This window comes from Caulobacter sp. UNC358MFTsu5.1, from assembly GCF_000712075.1.
Classification (GTDB): Bacteria; Pseudomonadota; Alphaproteobacteria; order Caulobacterales; family Caulobacteraceae; genus Caulobacter.
In genome coordinates this window covers 1,398,978-1,413,750 of record NZ_JONW01000005.1, presented here as the reverse complement: position 1 = coordinate 1,413,750, position 14,773 = coordinate 1,398,978, and the positions used below count along the sequence as shown (strand labels likewise).

Genomic DNA, 14,773 nt, shown 5'->3' with positions numbered 1-14,773 from the left:
GGGGCAACGTCCATGCACAGGACAGGGTCTTGAGGTCTTCGGGCCCATGTTGAGAGCTATTCGCATCAAGGACTTAAGTCTTGTGCGCGGCGAGCGACGGCTGTTCTCGGGCCTTGATCTGGAGATTTCGGCCGGCGACGCCGTGGCCCTGACCGGGCGAAACGGGGCGGGCAAGACCAGCCTGCTGCGCGCCGTGGCCGGACTGCTGCGTCCCGCCCAGGGGACCGTCGGCTTCGAGGGCGAGGCCGGTCCGCTGGAGGCCGAGGTGGCGCGCGCCGACGCCCTGCACCTGGTGGGCCACCACGATGGCCTGAAATCCACGCGCTCGGCCTGGGACGAACTCCTGTTCCAGACCCTGTGGACCGGCGGGACCGAGGCCTCGGCCCGGGCGGCCGCGACCAAGCTCGACCTGGACCGCCTGCTGGGCCTGGAGATCCGCCGTCTGTCGGCCGGCCAGCGCCGCCGCGTGGCCCTGGCGCGCCTCCTGGCCAGCCCGCGCGCGCTGTGGCTGCTGGACGAACCCATGGCCCCGCTGGACGCCGGCCATCGCGAAGGCTTCGGGGGCCTGATGGCCCAGCACCTGGCCGGCGGCGGCATGGTGCTGGCCGCCGTGCACGACCCCCTGCCCGTGCCCTGCCGCGTGGTGGAGATCGGGGGATGAGAGCGTTCCTGATCCTCCTGCGCCGCGAACTGGCCCTGGCCTGGGGCAATGGCGGCGGACCGCTGCTGGCCCTGGCCTTCTACGCCTGCGTCGTGACCCTGCTGCCCCTGGCGGCGGGCCGTGCGCCCGAGCGGCTGGCGTCCCTGGCCCCCGGCATCGCCTGGCTGGCCCTGGCCCTGGCGGCGCTGCTGTCGCTGGAGCGCCTGTTCGAGCGCGATTTCGAGGACGGGGCGCTGGACCTGCTGGCCCTGGGGCCGGCGCCGCTGGAGGCCGTGGCCGTGGCCAAGTGCCTGGCCCACTGGCTGGCGGCCGGCGCGCCCCTGGCCCTGGCCGCCCCCGTCGCCGCCCTGGCGCTCGGGGCGCCGTCGTCGATCATCCCGCTCTTGATCCCCTGCGCCCTGGCCGGGGGGCTGGCCTTCTCGTTCCTGGGCGGACTGGGCGCCAGCCTGGCCCTCGGCTCCAAACGCGGGGGCCTGCTGGTGGCGGTGATCGTCCTGCCGCTCTACGTGCCGCCGGTGATCTTCGGGGCCGGCGCCCTGGACGCCCTGGCCGGCGGCCTGCCGTGGACGGGCGGACTGTTCCTGCTGCTGGCCTATAGCACGGCGGCGGTGGCCCTGGGCCCGATCGCCATGGCGGCGGCGTGCCGGAACGCGCTGGATTAGCGCCGAAACCCCTCTCTCATAGAGAGAGGGAGGGGCCCGCCGCCGCAGGCGGTGGGAGGGTGAGAGGTTTCACCGCCTGCCGGCAAATCCAGAGCGGTTGGGCAAAGGGCGGTCCAGACCTCCGCATCGAGCGATCAACCCAAGTCGTCATCGTCAGAGTTTCGTTCTGAGAGGGTGTAACCTCTCACCCTCCCATGGCTGCGCCATGGGCCCCTCCCTCTCTCTATGAGAGAGGGGATTTTTATATCGGCCCGGCGCTCGCCGTCACCGGCGGCGCATGCCGTTCCCCCAGCACCACCGCGAAGCTGCCGGCGATGATCATCAGCCCGCCCGCCGCCAGGGCCCAGGTCAGGTGGTCGCCGAACAGCAGCACCCCGACGCAGGCCCCCATCAGCGGCTCGATGTTGATGAACACCCCGGCGCTGGCGCTGCCCACCCGGGCCGAGCCGAACTGCCAGGCGGCGGTGGCCAGCAGGGTGCCCAGGACGCCCAGGCCCAGGATGCCGGTCCAGGCCATGGGGCTGAGCGCCAGTTTCGGCGGGCCGTGCATCACCCAGGCGATCGGCAGGATCACGACGGCGGCGACGATCACCGTCACGGCCGGGATGGCCATCGGCGTCGGGGCCTTGGGCGCGCGGCGCAGCACGATCAGCCAGGCCAGGAAGATCAGCAGCGAGCCCAGCGACAGGAAGACGCCCAGGGGCGAGCCGGCGCCGTCGGGCTTGCCGGCGATCAGGGCGGCGCCCAGGGTCGCGGCGGCCACCCCGCCCCACGAGGCGCGGCTGACCTTCTCGCCCAGCAGCTTGGCCGAGATGGCGATCAGGGCCGGCATGGCCCCGACCAGCAAGGCCGCCAGGGTGACGCTGACATGGGCCAGGCCCTCGAACTGCACCATGAAGGCGATCCCGTAGAGCGCCCCGGCCGCCAGGATCACCGGCGACTTGAACAGGGCCCTGGCCTCGGGGGTGCGCAGGGCGAACGGCGCGGCGACCACGGCCGCCACCACGAACCGCAGCAGCACCATGTGCGCCGCGTCGGTCTCGCGCAGCACCAGCTTGCCCAGCGGGAAGCCCAGCCCCCAGCAGACCCCGGCGAGGATCAGGGCGACGAAGGCGATCTTTTTGGAGGGGCTTTGCATGGACCGGGCTTCTAGCGGCGTTCGCGGCGGGGGCGATAGGACGATCTAGCCGGTCCTGCTGTCAGGACGTGGCGGCAGTCACAGCTTCAGGCCCAGGCGCGGACCGATTGCCGTCATGCCCAGATAGAGGCCGATCGTCACCGCGCAACCCGTCCCCAGCGCCACCCAGAAGTTGACGCCCCGCCGCAGCAGGGCCGGAACGATCAGGAACATCGGCAGCGAGGGCAGCACGTACCAGAACGTCGCCTCGACATGGGTCGCCATCCGCCCGACGTCGTGGGTGTCGCGCCACAGCCAGATCATGCCCAGGATCGAGATCAGCGGCAGCGAGGCGACCAGGGCGCCGAAGCCGGGCTGGCGCTTGGCGATCTCGGACACCAGGGCGATGATCACGCCGGAAATCGCCGCCTTGGCCAGCAGGTACAGCATCTCGAAAGCTCCCGGACGCGCGTCGCCGCGAAAATCCGGCGCGCTGTCAAAGCCTTATGCGAAGCCTGTCCGTCAGTCCTGCAACATTCGCCCGGGATTCTGACATTCCAGCGTTACACGGGGACCCGAGGTTCCGGTCCAAGGGACTTTCCACGGAGCCGACCCATGCGCTTGCCAACGAGCCGCCTCGCCCTGATGGCCGCGGCCGCGATCATCCTTTCCACCACCGCGGCGGTCGCCGTCGCCCAGGACGGCCCGCCGCCGCCCGGCATGCCGCCCATGGCCCATGACGGTCCCGGCGGCCCGCCGATGATGCGCCATCATCGCCGCCTCGACCCCGAGGCCCGCGCCCAGCACCTGCGCGACGTGCTGCAGCTGCGCGCCGACCAGGACGGGGCCCTGAAGGCCTATCTGGCCGCGACCGAGCCGAAGGGCTGGGACAAGGACGGCCCCAAGCGCGACGTCGCCGACGCCGAGCCCAAGCCCCTGACCACGCCCGAGCGCCTGGACCGCGAGACCGAGCACCTGAACCGCGCCAAGGCCCGCATCGACGCCACCCGCGCCTTCTACGCCGCCCTGTCGCCCAGCCAGAAGAAGGCCTTCGACACCCTGGGTCCGATGGTCGGCGGCCACGGCCCGATGATCCGCCACGCCGAGTTCCGGCGCTTCAAGGGCGGCCCGGGTCGCCCGCCGGCTCCGCCGAAGGCCGACTGAAAGGGGGCTGGCTAGGTAACCTCCACGATTGCGGGCGCCCTCCAGGTCTTCTAAGGCGTTGGGAATGGGCGCCCGTGATCCACACCACCACCCGCTGGACTTCCTGACGAACCCCGAGCGGTTCATGGCCTTCTCGCGCTGGGCCGCGCCGATGTTCGGCGCGATCGCCGCGGTGCTGGCGGTCGTCGGCCTGGTGCTGACCTTCGCCGCCCCCGAGGACTACCAGCAGGGCGACACCGTGCGGATGATGTTCATCCACGTGCCGGCGGCAGTGATCTGCATGTTCATCTATCTTTGCCTGGGCGTCGCCAGCTTCCTGGCCCTGGTGTTCCGCCACGCCCTGGCCGACGCCGCCGCCGTCGCCTGCGCCCCGCTGGGCGCGGCCTTTACCGTCCTGGCCCTGGCCACCGGCTCGCTGTGGGGCAAGCCGATGTGGGGAACCTGGTGGGTGTGGGACGCCCGCCTGACCTCGGTGCTGGTGCTGCTGCTGTTCTATCTGGGCTATCTGGCCTTGCGCTCGGCCCTCGAGGACGAGCAGAAGGCCGCCCGCGCCGCCGCGATCCTGGCCCTGGTGGGCGTGATCAACCTGCCGATCATCAAGTTCTCGGTCGAATGGTGGAACAGCCTGCACCAGGGCAGCTCCACCCTGTTCGCCAAGCCGGGCGACGCCCTGCCGGCGGTTTACGCCTGGCCGATGCTGATCATGACCCTGGCCTATCTGTCGGCGTTCGGCTCGCTTTGGCTGGTGCGGATCCGCAGCCAAGTCTGGCGGCGCAAGGCCCGGGCCCTGGCCCTGCAGCAGGCGGAAGGCTGACGGCATGCACTTCGATTTCGACGCCGGGAAGTACGCCGTCTATGTCTGGCCGGCCTTCGCCCTGACGGCGGCGGCCTTCGTCTGGATGATCGCCGACAGCCTGGCCTCGGCCCGCCGCTGGCGGCGCGAGGCCGAGCGGCTGCAGGCGCTGAAAGAGGTTTCGAAAGAGGCGAAGCGGTGATCAAGCGCTGGATCGGCTTCACGCCGCTGATCGTCCTGGCCGGCCTGGCGGTGCTGTTCGCGGGCTACGCCCTCAAGCACGACCCGCGCGTCCAGCCCCACGCCCTGGTCGGCAAGCCCGTCCCGGCCGTCAGCCTGCCCGACCTCGACACCGGCGCCATGGTCGCGGTCCATGACGCCCCTTCCGGCCCCCGCCTGATCAACTTCTTCGCCTCGTGGTGCGCGCCCTGCCGGGTCGAGGCGCCGCAGCTGATGGCCCTGAAGGCCAAGGGCGTCACCCTGGTCGGCGTCGCCTACAAGGACGAGCCGGCCAAGACCCAGGCCTTCCTGGCCGAGCTGGGCGATCCCTTCGCCGTCAAGCTGATGGACCGCAACGGCCGGGCCGGCATCGAGTTCGGCGTCACTGGCGTGCCCGAGACCTATCTGATCGGCGCCGACGGCGTGATCCTGGCCAAGCACAGCGGCCCGCTGACCGACGCCGACGTCGACGCGCTGCTCAAGAAGCTGCGCTAGGCATGAAAAAGGCCCGGATCGCTTCCGACGATCCGAGCCTTCGTTCAGGTCAAGCGGCTCGCGCCGTTAGCAGCGGTGGCCCTTGCCGATCTGGCTGCCGGCGTAGGCGCCGACGCCCGCGCCCAGCAGGGTGCCGGGGGTGCGGTTGCCGTTCGAGACCGAGTTGCCCAGCAGGCCGCCGGCCACGGCGCCGAGGATCGCGCCGGTCGCCTTGCCGCGCTTGCGGTCCTGACGGCAGGCGTCATAGCGGCTGTAGTGGCGGTCGTAGCGCGACTCGTAGCGGTGGTGGTCGCGGTAGTAGCGGCTGTCGTGGGCCGAGGCGAAGCTCGGGGCCGAAGCCAGGCTGATCGCGGCGGTCGCGGCGGCCAGCAGCGAAACGGTGGTCTTGGTGGCGGTACGCATCGGGTGTCCCTTTCAAATCTTTTCCGACCGATCGCCCGGCCCCGATCCGGGTCGACCTTGAGGACACCCTAACCCCCGCTCCCTGAACGGCGTCGACAACCCGACTTTCATCTGCCGTTCATTTTTCTCCGGGTTTCGCCCGAGCTTTTTCCCCGGTTTCCGGGGATCGAACCGCGACCATTAACCGCGCGTTGACCATGCTCGCCGACCTTGCGTTAACCATGATAGAGTCGCGTCCATGAGCACGATCCGCCCCACCGGCCTGCCGACCGTTCCGCAACGTCCTGCTTCGACGCAGGGTTCGAGCGGCGCCGGCGGCTCGCGCGCGGCGGCGTTCTTCCAGGCGGCCGTCAGCGACGCCGCCGCGACCCGGCCCACGGCCCCGCCGATCGCCGTCCAGCTGCAGACCCAGGCCCAGCCGCAGCGCCAGCCGCCGGCCCGCCCGTTCGTCCAGCCCACCGAACAGCCGCAGAAGATCCTGCGCCCGGGCTCGCTGCTGAACATCCTGGTCTAGATCGGCCCTAGACGGGCCCCTAGACCGGCCAAGTCTCCGGGCTCATCGCCAGCACTTCGCCCGCCAGGTAGAGCGAGCCGCAGATCAGCACGTGCGGCGTCGGTTCGATCGCCAGCGCTTTCTCCAGGGCCGCCCCGACGCTGTCGCAGGCATGGGCCCGCAGGCCCGCCAGCTCGGCGGCGGCCGCCGTCTGGGCCGCGCTGGCGGCCGCATGCCCCTCGAACGTCACCGTGAACACCTTGGCCCCCAGCGGCGCGAACGGCGCGAAGAAGCCGGTGGCGTCCTTGTTGGCCAGCAGGCCCGAGATCAGGGCCACGGGGCGTCCGTCGCGGCCCGCCAGCTCGCCCACGGCCCGGGCCACGGCCGCGCCGGCGTGGGGATTGTGGCCGCCGTCCAGCCAGAGGTCGGCGCCGGCCGCCCTGGCGGTGTCGGCCAGGGGACCGGCGGTCAGGCGCTGGAACCGCGCGGGCCAGGTCGCCGCCGCGATCCCCCGGGCCATGGCCGCCTCGTCGATCCGCGCGTCGCCCAGGGCCAACAGGGCCGCCACGGCCAGGCCGGCGTTGGCGTACTGGTGCTCGCCGGGCAGCGAGGGCGCGGGCAGGTCCAGCAGGCGGTCCGGCATCTGCACCAGCAGCCGGCCGCGTTCGTTCCAGGCGTCGAAGTCGCGGCCCATCAGGGTCAGGGGCGCCTCGAACAGGTCGGCCTCGCGCTCGACGACGCGTTCGGCCTCCTCCCGCTGGCGGGCGCTGACCACCGGGACGTTCGGCTTGATGATCCCGGCCTTCTCCTGGGCGATCTTGCCCAGGGTGTCGCCCAGGAACTCGCGGTGGTCGATGTCGATCGGGGCGATGACGCTGACGGCCGGCATGACCACGTTGGTGGCGTCCAGCAGCCCGCCCAGCCCCACCTCGACCAGGCACAGGTCGGCCGGGACCTCGGAAAAGGCCTGGAACGCCGCGGCGGTGGTGATCTCGAAGAAGGTGATCGGCTGGCCGGCGTTGGCCGTCTCGACCCGCTCCAGCACCTGGCCCAGGTGCTCGTCGGTGATCAGGGTCCCGGCCAGGCGGATGCGCTCGGCGAAGCGAACCAGGTGCGGCGAGGTGAAGACGTGGACGCGCAGGCCCGCCGCCTCGGCCATGGCCCGCAGATAGGCGACGGTCGAGCCCTTGCCGTTGGTGCCGGCCACATGGATCACCGGCGGCAGCTTGGTCTGCGGATCGCCCAGGGCCGCGCACAGCCGCAGCATCCGGTCCAGCGACAGGTCGATGAGCTTGGGATGCAGGGCCTGCAGCCGCGCCAGCGCGGCGTCGTGGGCCCGGAGGTGGTCGGTCATCGTCTCAAGATCCTCCCCCTCTGGGGGAGGGGGACCCCGAAGGGGTGGAGGGGGCCGGCCGCCGCCCTACCCCCTCAGTCGCTTCGCGACAGCTCCCCCGGAGGGGGAGCATCTTTCGGCTCAGGCCGCCTTGAGGGCGCGCCCCATCATCAAGGTCCCGAGAATGGAGCCCAGCACGGCCGGCAGTTCCTTGCGCGGCGTCACACGGTCGACCATGCCCTTCTCGACCAGGTATTCCGAGCGCTGGAAGCCCGGCGGCAGGGTCTCGCGGATGGTCTGCTCGATCACGCGCGGACCGGCGAAGCCGATCAGGGCGCCCGGCTCGGCCAGGTGGACGTCGCCCAGCATGGCGTAGGAGGCGGTGACGCCGCCGGTGGTCGGGTCGGTCAGGACCACGACGTAGGGCAGGCCGGCGTCCTTCATCTCGTTGATGGCCAGGGTGGTGCGCGCCATCTGCATCAGGGACAGGGCCCCTTCCTGCATCCGCGCGCCGCCGGCGGCGGTGAACACCACCAGCGGGACCTGGCGCTTGATCGCGGCCTCGGCGGCGGCGATGAAGCCTTCGCCCGCGGCCATGCCCAGCGAACCGCCCATGAAGGCGAAGTCCTGGACCAGCACCACGGCGTCGACGCCGCCGACCTTGCCGTAGGCGATGGCCATGGCGTCCTGCTCGCCGGTCGCCTTGCGGGCGGCGGCCAGGCGGTCCTTGTAGGACTTGCCGTCCGAGAAGTGCAGCGGATCCTCGACCACGGGCGGGGTCGGCAGGACCTCATGCGCGCCGTCGTCGAAGGTGAACTTGAAGCGCGCCTCGGGACCGATGCGCATGTGGCGCCCGGCCGGGGTGACCCACAGGGCCGCCTCCAGGTCGGAGCGGTAGATCATCTCGCCCGTATCGGGGCATTTGACCCAGAGGTTCTCGGGCGTCTCGCGCTTGGCGAACGCGCCGCGCACGCCGGGCGCGATCCGCGACAGCCAGCCGCCGCGACGGCCCTCCGCCGGCGCCTTCGTCTTGTCGCCCTTCTTGGGCCCCTGGGGTTCAGCCATCGCCATAGCCTTCAGCCTCACGCCAATTCGAGTCGCGCCGATCGCACAGCCTTAGCCAGCTCCGACGCCTTGAGAAGAACCTTCTCGGTCACGTTTTCGTTCACCTTGGCCGCGGCGGCGATTTCGTCCACCAGGGCCGAGCCGACCACCACGCCGTCCGCCACGCGGGCCACCTGGGCGGCGCGTTCGGGGGTCTTGATGCCGAAGCCGACGGCCACCGGCAGGCCCGAGGCGGCCCGCAGGCGCTCCACCGGACGGCGCACGGTCTCGGCGTCGGCCTCCAGCACGCCGGTCACCCCGGCCACCGAGACATAGTAGATGAAGCCCGAGGTGCGGGCGACCACGGCCGGCAGGCGCGCGTCGTCGGTCGTCGGCGTGGCCAGGCGGATCAGGTTCATCTTGGCCGCTTCCAGGGCGTCGGTCAGCGGACCGGCCTCCTCGGGCGGGCAGTCGACGATGATCACCCCGTCGGCCCCGGCGTCCGAGGCGTCGTTGGCGAAGGCCTCGTAGCCGTGGAACAGCACCGGGTTCAGATAGCCCATCAGCACGATCGGCGTCGTGGTGTTGATCTCGCGGAACCGGCGGACCAGCCCCAGCACGTCGCGCATCTTGGTGCCGGCGGCCAGCGAGCGCTGCGAGGCCAGCTGGATGGTCGGGCCCTCGGCCATCGGGTCCGAGAAGGGCATGCCCAGCTCGATGACGTCGGCGTGGTCGGCCAGGCCCTTCAGGATCTCGAACGAGGTCTCCAGGTCCGGATCGCCGGCCATCACATAGGCGATGAACAGGGCCCGGTGGTTGTTTTCCCGCTGGAAGGCGCGCTCCAAGCGGCCCGCGTCGCGATAGCTGGTCGTCATCTAGATCGTCCGTCCCAGGGCGTCGGCCACGGTGAAGATGTCCTTGTCGCCCCGGCCCGACAGGCACAGCACGATCACGCCGCCCTCGCCGATCTCCTTGGCCAGCTGGGGCAGCTTGGCCAGGGCGTGGGCGCTTTCCAGGGCGGGGATGATGCCCTCGAGCTCGGCGCACAGCTGGAAGGCCTTCAGGGCCTCGTCGTCGGTGCAGGTCAGGTACCGGGCCCGGCCGATGTCGTGCAGAAACGAGTGCTCGGGGCCGATGCCCGGATAGTCCAGGCCGGCCGAGATCGAGTGGGCGTCCAGGATCTGGCCGTCGTCGTCCTGCAGCAGATAGGTCTTGTTGCCGTGCAGGACGCCCGGACGGCCGCCGGTCAGCGAGGCGGCGTGCTTGTCGGTGTCCAGCCCGTGGCCCGAGGCCTCGACGCCGTAGATCTTGACGCTTTCGTCGGCCAGGAACGGGTGGAACATGCCGATGGCGTTCGACCCGCCGCCCACGCAGGCCACGACCGCGTCGGGCAAGCGCCCTTCCAGTTCCTGGATCTGCTCGCGGGTCTCGTTGCCGATCACCGCCTGGAAGTCGCGGACCATGGCCGGATAGGGGTGCGGGCCGGCGGCGGTGCCGATCATGTAATAGGTGTCGGCCACGTTGGTGACCCAGTCGCGCATGGCCTCGTTCATGGCGTCCTTCAGGGTCGCCGCGCCGGAGGTCACCGGACGCACTTCCGCGCCCAGCAGGTTCATGCGGAACACGTTGGGCTTCTGACGGGCCACGTCGACGGCGCCCATATAGACCACGCAGGGCAGGCCGAAGCGGGCGGTCACCGTCGCCGACGCCACGCCGTGCTGGCCCGCGCCGGTCTCGGCGATGATCCGGGTCTTGCCCATGCGCTGGGCCAGCAGGATCTGGCCCATGCAGTTGTTGATCTTGTGCGCGCCGGTGTGGTTCAGCTCCTCGCGCTTGAAATAGATCTTCGCGCCGCCCAGGTGCTTGCTGAGGCGTTCGGCGAAATACAGCGGCGAGGGCCGGCCGACATAATGGGTCAGGTAGCCCTTCAGCTCGGCCTGGAACTTCGGATCGTTCTTGGCCTCGGTGTAGGCGCGGTCCAGCTCCAGCACGAGCGGCATCAGGGTCTCGGCCACGTACAGGCCGCCGTAGTCGCCGAACCGGCCCTTGGCGTCGGGATAGGCGGACCAGTCGTTGGGCCGTTCCGGGGGCTTGGCTGAGGCGTTCACGAGCACTTCCAAAGGGTCAGGCAAATCGTCAGGCGCGTTTGACGGCGTCCAGGAACGCCGTGATCAGAGCCGGGTCCTTTAGGCCGGGACCCCGCTCAAGGCCAGAGGAAACGTCCACCAGGGGCGCGCCGGAAGCCTTGATCGCCTCGGCCACGTTCCACGGGTCCAGCCCTCCGGCCAGGAAATGCGGGCGAGAAAATCGCCGGCCCGCCAGCAGGCTCCAGTCGAACCTTGCGCCGGTTCCGCCCGGGAGGGCAGAGCCTTCCACGGGGCGGGCGTCGAACATCAGGTGCTCGACCACGCCGTCGAAGGCGCCGGCCTGGTCGACGTCGGCGGGCGAGGAGACCGAGAAGGCCTTGATGATCCCGGCGCCCGAGCGCTGAGCGATCTCGCGGACCCGGTTGGGGGTCTCCTTGCCGTGCACCTGGATCAGGTCGGGCTTCAGCGTGGCCATCAGGCGGTCGACCAGGGCGTCGTCGGGATCGACGGTGACGGCCACGGTCTTGACCGGGCCGTTGCGAAGGGGCTGGGCCAGGCGGGCGGCGGCCTCGGGCTCGAGGTTGCGCGGGCTCTTGGCGAAGAACACGAAGCCGACGAAGGCCGCGCCGCCGGTCACGGCGGCGGCGACGGTCTCGGGCGTGGAGAGCCCGCAGATCTTGGCCTTGGTGGTCATGACGGGGGAGTTACGTGCGGGGAAGGGCCAGCGCAAGGGGTCAGCGGCTCACCCCCTTGCCCCCACCTGGCGGCTTCGCCGCCTGTCCGCCCCCGTAGGGGGCGGAGCCTTCGCACCCGCGCTCTTCCCCCTGCGGGGGAAGACGACCGCGAAGCGGTCCGTAGGGGGCAAGTGTTCGCCGCTTAGCCTCCCAACGGCGAAACCCCTTCCACCGCCTCCGACAGCGTCGCCCGCATCGCGCAGACCAGGCCCTCGGGCCGGTAGTCCATGGTGGCCGCGCCCTTCAACTCGCCGCGCAAGCTGCGTTCGATCAGCCGCGAGCCGAAGCCGCGGCGGGTGGGCGGGACCACCGGCGGGCCGCCGGTCTCGGTCCAGGTCAGGGCCAGGTCGCGGGTGTCGGCGTCGTAGGTCCAGCTCAGCACCACCTTGCCGTCGCTGTTCGACAGGGCGCCGTATTTCAGGGCGTTGGTGGCCAGCTCGTGGAAGATCAGGGCCATGGTCAGGGCCCCGCCCGGCGCCAGCCAGACCGGCGGGCCGTCGATGACCAGGCGCTTGCACCCCGGCTCGCCGTCGGGCGACGGCGGCGTGAACGGCGCCAGGGCCCGCTCGGCCACGTCGCACAGCCCCGCCCCGTGCCAGCTCTCGCGGGTCAGCACGTCGTGCACCTGGGACAGGCCCATCAGCCGGGACTCGAACTTCTCGAACGCGACCAGCGGGTGGGGTTCGTTCTTCAGCGTCTGGCTGGCCATCGACTGCACCGTGGCCAGGGTGTTCTTCACCCGGTGGTTCAGCTCGTTGATCAGCAGCCGCAGCTGGCCCTGGTAGTGCTGCTGCTCGGCCTCGACCTGCTTGCGGGCGGTGATGTCGGAGATGATCACCACCAGGTAGGGCCGCGCGTCGCCGCCGGGATCCACTCGCGAGGCGGTGACGTGCACCCAGACCACCCCGTCGTCGCGGTCGCCGGCCACCCGGCGTTCGACGGTGTAGGTGTCGATCTCGCCGGCGAACAGGGCCTGGCCCTGGGTGACCACGGCGGTGACGGTGTCCTCGCCGCGCACGATGTCCATGAAGGTCGAGGCCAGCAGGGTCTCGCGGTCGTGGCGGGTGATGGCGCAGAACTGGTCGTTGACCTCCAGGAACCGGCCCGAGCCCGAGACCCGGGCCACGCCCATGGCCGCCTGGTCGAACACCGCGCGGTAGCGGGCCTCGGCGGCCTGCAGCCGGTGCTTGGCCTCCACCGCCTTGGTGACCATCTCGGTATAGAGCACCAGCCCGCCGATCCGGCCGTCGTCGTGCCGCCAGGGGGCCATCGACCAGCGTACCCAGTGGACGTCGCCGTTGCGGTCGACATAGCGCTCGCCCTCGTCGTCGCGCAGCTCGACCCCCTCGGCCAGCACCTGGGCGTGCTTGTCGCGCCAGAACTGCGGGATCTCGGGGAAGACGTCGTAGTGGCGGCGGCCCAGCAGCGGGGTGTCGGGCGACATGTTCTGGTCGGTCAGGTACTGCCGCGAGGCGGCCAGGTAGCGCATCTGCTCGTCGAAGATGGCGATGCCCATCGGCGCGTGCTTCAGCGCGGTGGTCACGCTGGGCGAGGCGGCCAGGGGCGAGGGCGCGGCCCCGACCTCCGGCGCGGTCTGAGGCGCGTCCTGGGTCTCGGTCGGGGATCGCGCGGTCATCGCGCTCCTTTACTCGGACTCGTTCGCGGTGGGCCCATCATGCCCAGGCGGGGCCGGCTGTCGATGGGGCAATCCCGCGCAGCGCCGGATCGCGACCCTACGGGCCTCCATCGTCGGTTGCACGCTTGCCTGACGCATCTAAAAATAGCAATCATGACTCTGCTCAACTCAAGGGTGGAACATGATCCGGAACGGCAAGGACATCGCCAACGGCGAGACGGTCAGCACGCAGGTCTGCATCATTGGCTCCGGCCCGGCGGGCATCACCACGGCCTGGTTCCTGCAGAAGGCGGGGCTGAAGGTCACGCTGATCGAAGGCTCGCGCGTCTATCCCGGCTATACCGCCAGCCAGGCCGACAAGGCCCTGCTCTACGACGGCCTGGCCGACGGGCTGTTCACCAGCAACGAGCGGGAATTCCTGATCCTGCGCTATCCCGGCGTGCGGGGCGGTCCGTCGGAGCGCGAGCGGTTCTTCGGCGGCACCTCCACCCACTGGGGCGGCCAGTCGCGGCCGCTGGACGCGGTCAGCTTCGAGAAGCGGCCGGGATTCCCCGGCTGGCCGATCACCCGCGCCGACCTCGACCCGTTCTACAGCAAGGCCGCGGCCTTCTGCGACCTGCACGACGACTTCACCGCCGAGTACTGGGCCAAGGTCCTGCACGCCGACGTGCCCAAGCTGCCGGGCTTCGAGGTGGCCATGTACCAGTTCATGCCCGGCACCAACTTCGCCACCCGCACCTTCGAGGGCCAGGGCACGATCGGCCAGAGCGCCTGCGACGTGATCCTCAACGCCAGCCTGCTGGAGATCGACCACGCCGGCGGCCAGGTGAACGGCCTGCGCGTGGCCAGCATGGACGACAGCAATCCGGTGCCGAAGAAGGCCACCGAGTTCACGGTCAAGGCCGACGTCTATGTCCTGGCCTGCGGGGCGGTGGAGAACGCCCGCCTGCTGCTGCTGTCGGACGCGGGCAATGAGACGGGCCAGGTGGGCAAGACCTTCATGTGCCACCCGCTGAGCGGCAACGTCATCGGGGTCAGCGGCAGCTACCTGACCTACGACCAGCAGCGGCTGATGGACGGCGTCGGCATGGCCGGCGCCCGGGCGGCCACCTTCAACGACGCCAACGGCGTGGGGGTCACCGGCCGCTTCCAGCCCGACGCCGAGCAGCAGCGCAAGCTGGGGATCGGCAGCTGCTGGTTCTGGTGGAACGGCGGCCAGTACTATTACGAGATGGCTCCCAATCCGGGCAGCCAGATCGCCCTGGCCACCGACCCCAAGTATCGCGACAAGGTCTTCGGCCAGCCCCAGACCCACATCACCTGGAAGCTCGACCCCCGCGACCAGGTCACCTACGAGAAGACCACGGCCCTGTTCCAGGCGTCGGTCGCCGGCCTGGGCGGCCGGGTCACCTTCCCCGACTGGGCGGCGATCACCCGCCAGGTGGTGGTCAACGGCCATCACATCGGCACCGCCCGCATGTCGGCCCTGCCGGCGGACGGGGTGGTCGACGCCGACCTGAAGGTCCACACCCTCGACAACCTGTACGTCTCCGGCGCCTCGGCCTTCCCCTCGGCGGGGATCTCGAACCCGACCTTCACGATCATCACCCTGGCGATACGGCTGGCGGAGCACCTGATCGGCAAGCTGAAACCGCATTGAGCCGCCGGCGCGGCGCGCGTCCTCCGCCCCCTACGGGGGCGGACAGACCGCGAAGCGGTCAGGTGGGGGCAAGTGGGCGCGCTCCCGCGCTAGAAGCTGCGAGCTTGGTGGGAAGGGTGCGAAGCGCCCGGGCCTCGCCCGGATGATTTGCAGCTTTGAATACCGTTTCGACGAAGACAGGCGCTTCGCGCGGAGCCGTTATCCGGTGAGCGTTCGGGACGCGGGGTTTTAACCCGCTCCCGCTTTACGCCCCCGACGGGCAGGACGTTGGCG

At 70.7% G+C, this 14,773-nt stretch carries 17 protein-coding genes; 8 read left to right on the top strand and 9 right to left on the bottom strand.

The features are described from left to right. Positions 1 to 46: 46 nt before the first annotated feature. Both ccmA and ccmB read left to right on the top strand, forming a co-directional pair. Complete coding sequence (ccmA, locus tag BR39_RS0108485; protein WP_029909814.1) at positions 47 to 661, top strand: heme ABC exporter ATP-binding protein CcmA; 615 nt, start codon at positions 47 to 49, stop codon at positions 659 to 661. Next, positions 658 to 1,323, top strand: coding sequence for a heme exporter protein CcmB (gene ccmB, locus BR39_RS0108480; protein WP_029909811.1), 666 nt, complete (start codon positions 658 to 660; stop codon positions 1,321 to 1,323). Before ccmA ends, ccmB begins: the two co-directional genes overlap by 4 nt. A gap of 241 nt (positions 1,324 to 1,564) precedes the next feature. Here the strand turns inward: ccmB and BR39_RS0108475 are convergent, their stop codons facing one another. Together BR39_RS0108475 and BR39_RS0108470 are read right to left on the bottom strand one after the other, a co-directional pair. Beyond that, positions 1,565 to 2,461, bottom strand: coding sequence for a DMT family transporter (locus BR39_RS0108475; protein ID WP_029909806.1), 897 nt, complete (start codon positions 2,459 to 2,461; stop codon positions 1,565 to 1,567). A 78-nt stretch (positions 2,462 to 2,539) separates the two neighbouring features. Continuing rightward, positions 2,540 to 2,890, bottom strand: a complete 351-nt coding sequence (locus BR39_RS0108470) for a DUF3147 family protein (protein WP_029909803.1) — start codon at positions 2,888 to 2,890, stop codon at positions 2,540 to 2,542. Positions 2,891 to 3,055: 165 nt separating this feature from the next. Here BR39_RS0108470 and BR39_RS0108465 point away from each other — a divergent pair, with 165 nt between their 5' ends. From BR39_RS0108465 to BR39_RS0108450, 4 genes are all read left to right on the top strand, one after another. Further along, a complete protein-coding gene (locus BR39_RS0108465; RefSeq protein WP_029909800.1) occupies positions 3,056 to 3,604 on the top strand; it encodes a Spy/CpxP family protein refolding chaperone in 549 nt (182 codons plus the stop codon). 64 nt (positions 3,605 to 3,668) lie between these two features. Beyond that, a complete protein-coding gene (gene ccmC / locus BR39_RS0108460; RefSeq protein ID WP_029909797.1) occupies positions 3,669 to 4,418 on the top strand; it encodes a heme ABC transporter permease CcmC in 750 nt (249 codons plus the stop codon). Positions 4,419 to 4,422: 4 nt separating this feature from the next. Next, positions 4,423 to 4,599, top strand: a complete 177-nt coding sequence (gene ccmD, locus BR39_RS0108455) for a heme exporter protein CcmD (RefSeq protein WP_029909795.1) — start codon at positions 4,423 to 4,425, stop codon at positions 4,597 to 4,599. Beyond that, entirely contained in the window at positions 4,599 to 5,111 is a 513-nt protein-coding gene (locus BR39_RS0108450) for a DsbE family thiol:disulfide interchange protein (RefSeq protein ID WP_029909792.1), read from the top strand. The genes ccmD and BR39_RS0108450 overlap by 1 nt, the downstream gene beginning before the upstream one ends. Positions 5,112 to 5,177: 66 nt before the next feature. Here BR39_RS0108450 and BR39_RS0108445 read toward each other — a convergent pair whose 3' ends face one another. Beyond that, the gene (locus BR39_RS0108445) at positions 5,178 to 5,513 is read right to left on the bottom strand and encodes a glycine zipper 2TM domain-containing protein (protein ID WP_029909790.1); all 336 of its coding nucleotides are present in this window, start codon (positions 5,511 to 5,513) and stop codon (positions 5,178 to 5,180) included. Between the two features lie 238 nt (positions 5,514 to 5,751). Here BR39_RS0108445 and BR39_RS0108440 point away from each other — a divergent pair, with 238 nt between their 5' ends. Continuing rightward, positions 5,752 to 6,027 carry a hypothetical protein gene (locus BR39_RS0108440; protein WP_029909788.1) on the top strand — a complete coding sequence of 92 codons (276 nt, stop codon included), beginning with the start codon at positions 5,752 to 5,754 and terminating at the stop codon, positions 6,025 to 6,027. 19 nt (positions 6,028 to 6,046) lie between these two features. Here the strand turns inward: BR39_RS0108440 and BR39_RS0108435 are convergent, their stop codons facing one another. From BR39_RS0108435 to BR39_RS0108410, 6 genes are all read right to left on the bottom strand, one after another. Further along, on the bottom strand, positions 6,047 to 7,360 hold the full coding sequence (locus BR39_RS0108435) for a folylpolyglutamate synthase/dihydrofolate synthase family protein (RefSeq protein ID WP_029909786.1): 1,314 nt from the start codon (positions 7,358 to 7,360) through the stop codon (positions 6,047 to 6,049). Between the two features lie 120 nt (positions 7,361 to 7,480). Continuing rightward, entirely contained in the window at positions 7,481 to 8,410 is a 930-nt protein-coding gene (locus BR39_RS0108430) for an acetyl-CoA carboxylase carboxyltransferase subunit beta (protein ID WP_029909784.1), read from the bottom strand. An 11-nt stretch (positions 8,411 to 8,421) separates the two neighbouring features. Continuing rightward, positions 8,422 to 9,258, bottom strand: a complete 837-nt coding sequence (gene trpA / locus BR39_RS0108425) for a tryptophan synthase subunit alpha (protein WP_029909783.1) — start codon at positions 9,256 to 9,258, stop codon at positions 8,422 to 8,424. Beyond that, positions 9,259 to 10,491, bottom strand: a complete 1,233-nt coding sequence (gene trpB / locus BR39_RS0108420; RefSeq protein WP_197026659.1) for a tryptophan synthase subunit beta — start codon at positions 10,489 to 10,491, stop codon at positions 9,259 to 9,261. Between the two features lie 28 nt (positions 10,492 to 10,519). Then, entirely contained in the window at positions 10,520 to 11,164 is a 645-nt protein-coding gene (locus BR39_RS0108415) for a phosphoribosylanthranilate isomerase (protein ID WP_029909776.1), read from the bottom strand. A gap of 182 nt (positions 11,165 to 11,346) precedes the next feature. After that, entirely contained in the window at positions 11,347 to 12,840 is a 1,494-nt protein-coding gene (locus BR39_RS0108410; RefSeq protein ID WP_081916603.1) for a sensor histidine kinase, read from the bottom strand. A 181-nt stretch (positions 12,841 to 13,021) separates the two neighbouring features. On the opposite strand from BR39_RS0108410, the gene BR39_RS0108405 reads away from it, so the two are divergent. Continuing rightward, positions 13,022 to 14,500 (top strand): FAD-dependent oxidoreductase, encoded by a 1,479-nt coding sequence (locus BR39_RS0108405; RefSeq protein WP_029909769.1) that lies wholly within the window; start codon positions 13,022 to 13,024, stop codon positions 14,498 to 14,500. Positions 14,501 to 14,773 lie beyond the last annotated feature (273 nt).

What these genes read in the sequence shown, in the direction of transcription:
- ccmA (WP_029909814.1), top strand. Translation starts at nt 47, where the DNA reads ATGTTGAGAGCTATTCGCATCAAGGACTTAAGTCTTGTGCGCGGCGAG.
- ccmB (WP_029909811.1), top strand. Translation starts at nt 658, where the DNA reads ATGAGAGCGTTCCTGATCCTCCTGCGCCGCGAACTGGCCCTGGCCTGG.
- BR39_RS0108475 (WP_029909806.1), bottom strand. Translation starts at nt 2,461, where the DNA reads ATGCAAAGCCCCTCCAAAAAGATCGCCTTCGTCGCCCTGATCCTCGCC.
- BR39_RS0108470 (WP_029909803.1), bottom strand. Translation starts at nt 2,890, where the DNA reads ATGCTGTACCTGCTGGCCAAGGCGGCGATTTCCGGCGTGATCATCGCC.
- BR39_RS0108465 (WP_029909800.1), top strand. Translation starts at nt 3,056, where the DNA reads ATGCGCTTGCCAACGAGCCGCCTCGCCCTGATGGCCGCGGCCGCGATC.
- ccmC (WP_029909797.1), top strand. Translation starts at nt 3,669, where the DNA reads ATGGGCGCCCGTGATCCACACCACCACCCGCTGGACTTCCTGACGAAC.
- ccmD (WP_029909795.1), top strand. Translation starts at nt 4,423, where the DNA reads ATGCACTTCGATTTCGACGCCGGGAAGTACGCCGTCTATGTCTGGCCG.
- BR39_RS0108445 (WP_029909790.1), bottom strand. Translation starts at nt 5,513, where the DNA reads ATGCGTACCGCCACCAAGACCACCGTTTCGCTGCTGGCCGCCGCGACC.
- BR39_RS0108440 (WP_029909788.1), top strand. Translation starts at nt 5,752, where the DNA reads ATGAGCACGATCCGCCCCACCGGCCTGCCGACCGTTCCGCAACGTCCT.
- BR39_RS0108435 (WP_029909786.1), bottom strand. Translation starts at nt 7,360, where the DNA reads ATGACCGACCACCTCCGGGCCCACGACGCCGCGCTGGCGCGGCTGCAG.
- BR39_RS0108430 (WP_029909784.1), bottom strand. Translation starts at nt 8,410, where the DNA reads ATGGCGATGGCTGAACCCCAGGGGCCCAAGAAGGGCGACAAGACGAAG.
- trpA (WP_029909783.1), bottom strand. Translation starts at nt 9,258, where the DNA reads ATGACGACCAGCTATCGCGACGCGGGCCGCTTGGAGCGCGCCTTCCAG.
- BR39_RS0108415 (WP_029909776.1), bottom strand. Translation starts at nt 11,164, where the DNA reads ATGACCACCAAGGCCAAGATCTGCGGGCTCTCCACGCCCGAGACCGTC.
- BR39_RS0108410 (WP_081916603.1), bottom strand. Translation starts at nt 12,840, where the DNA reads ATGACCGCGCGATCCCCGACCGAGACCCAGGACGCGCCTCAGACCGCG.
- BR39_RS0108405 (WP_029909769.1), top strand. Translation starts at nt 13,022, where the DNA reads ATGATCCGGAACGGCAAGGACATCGCCAACGGCGAGACGGTCAGCACG.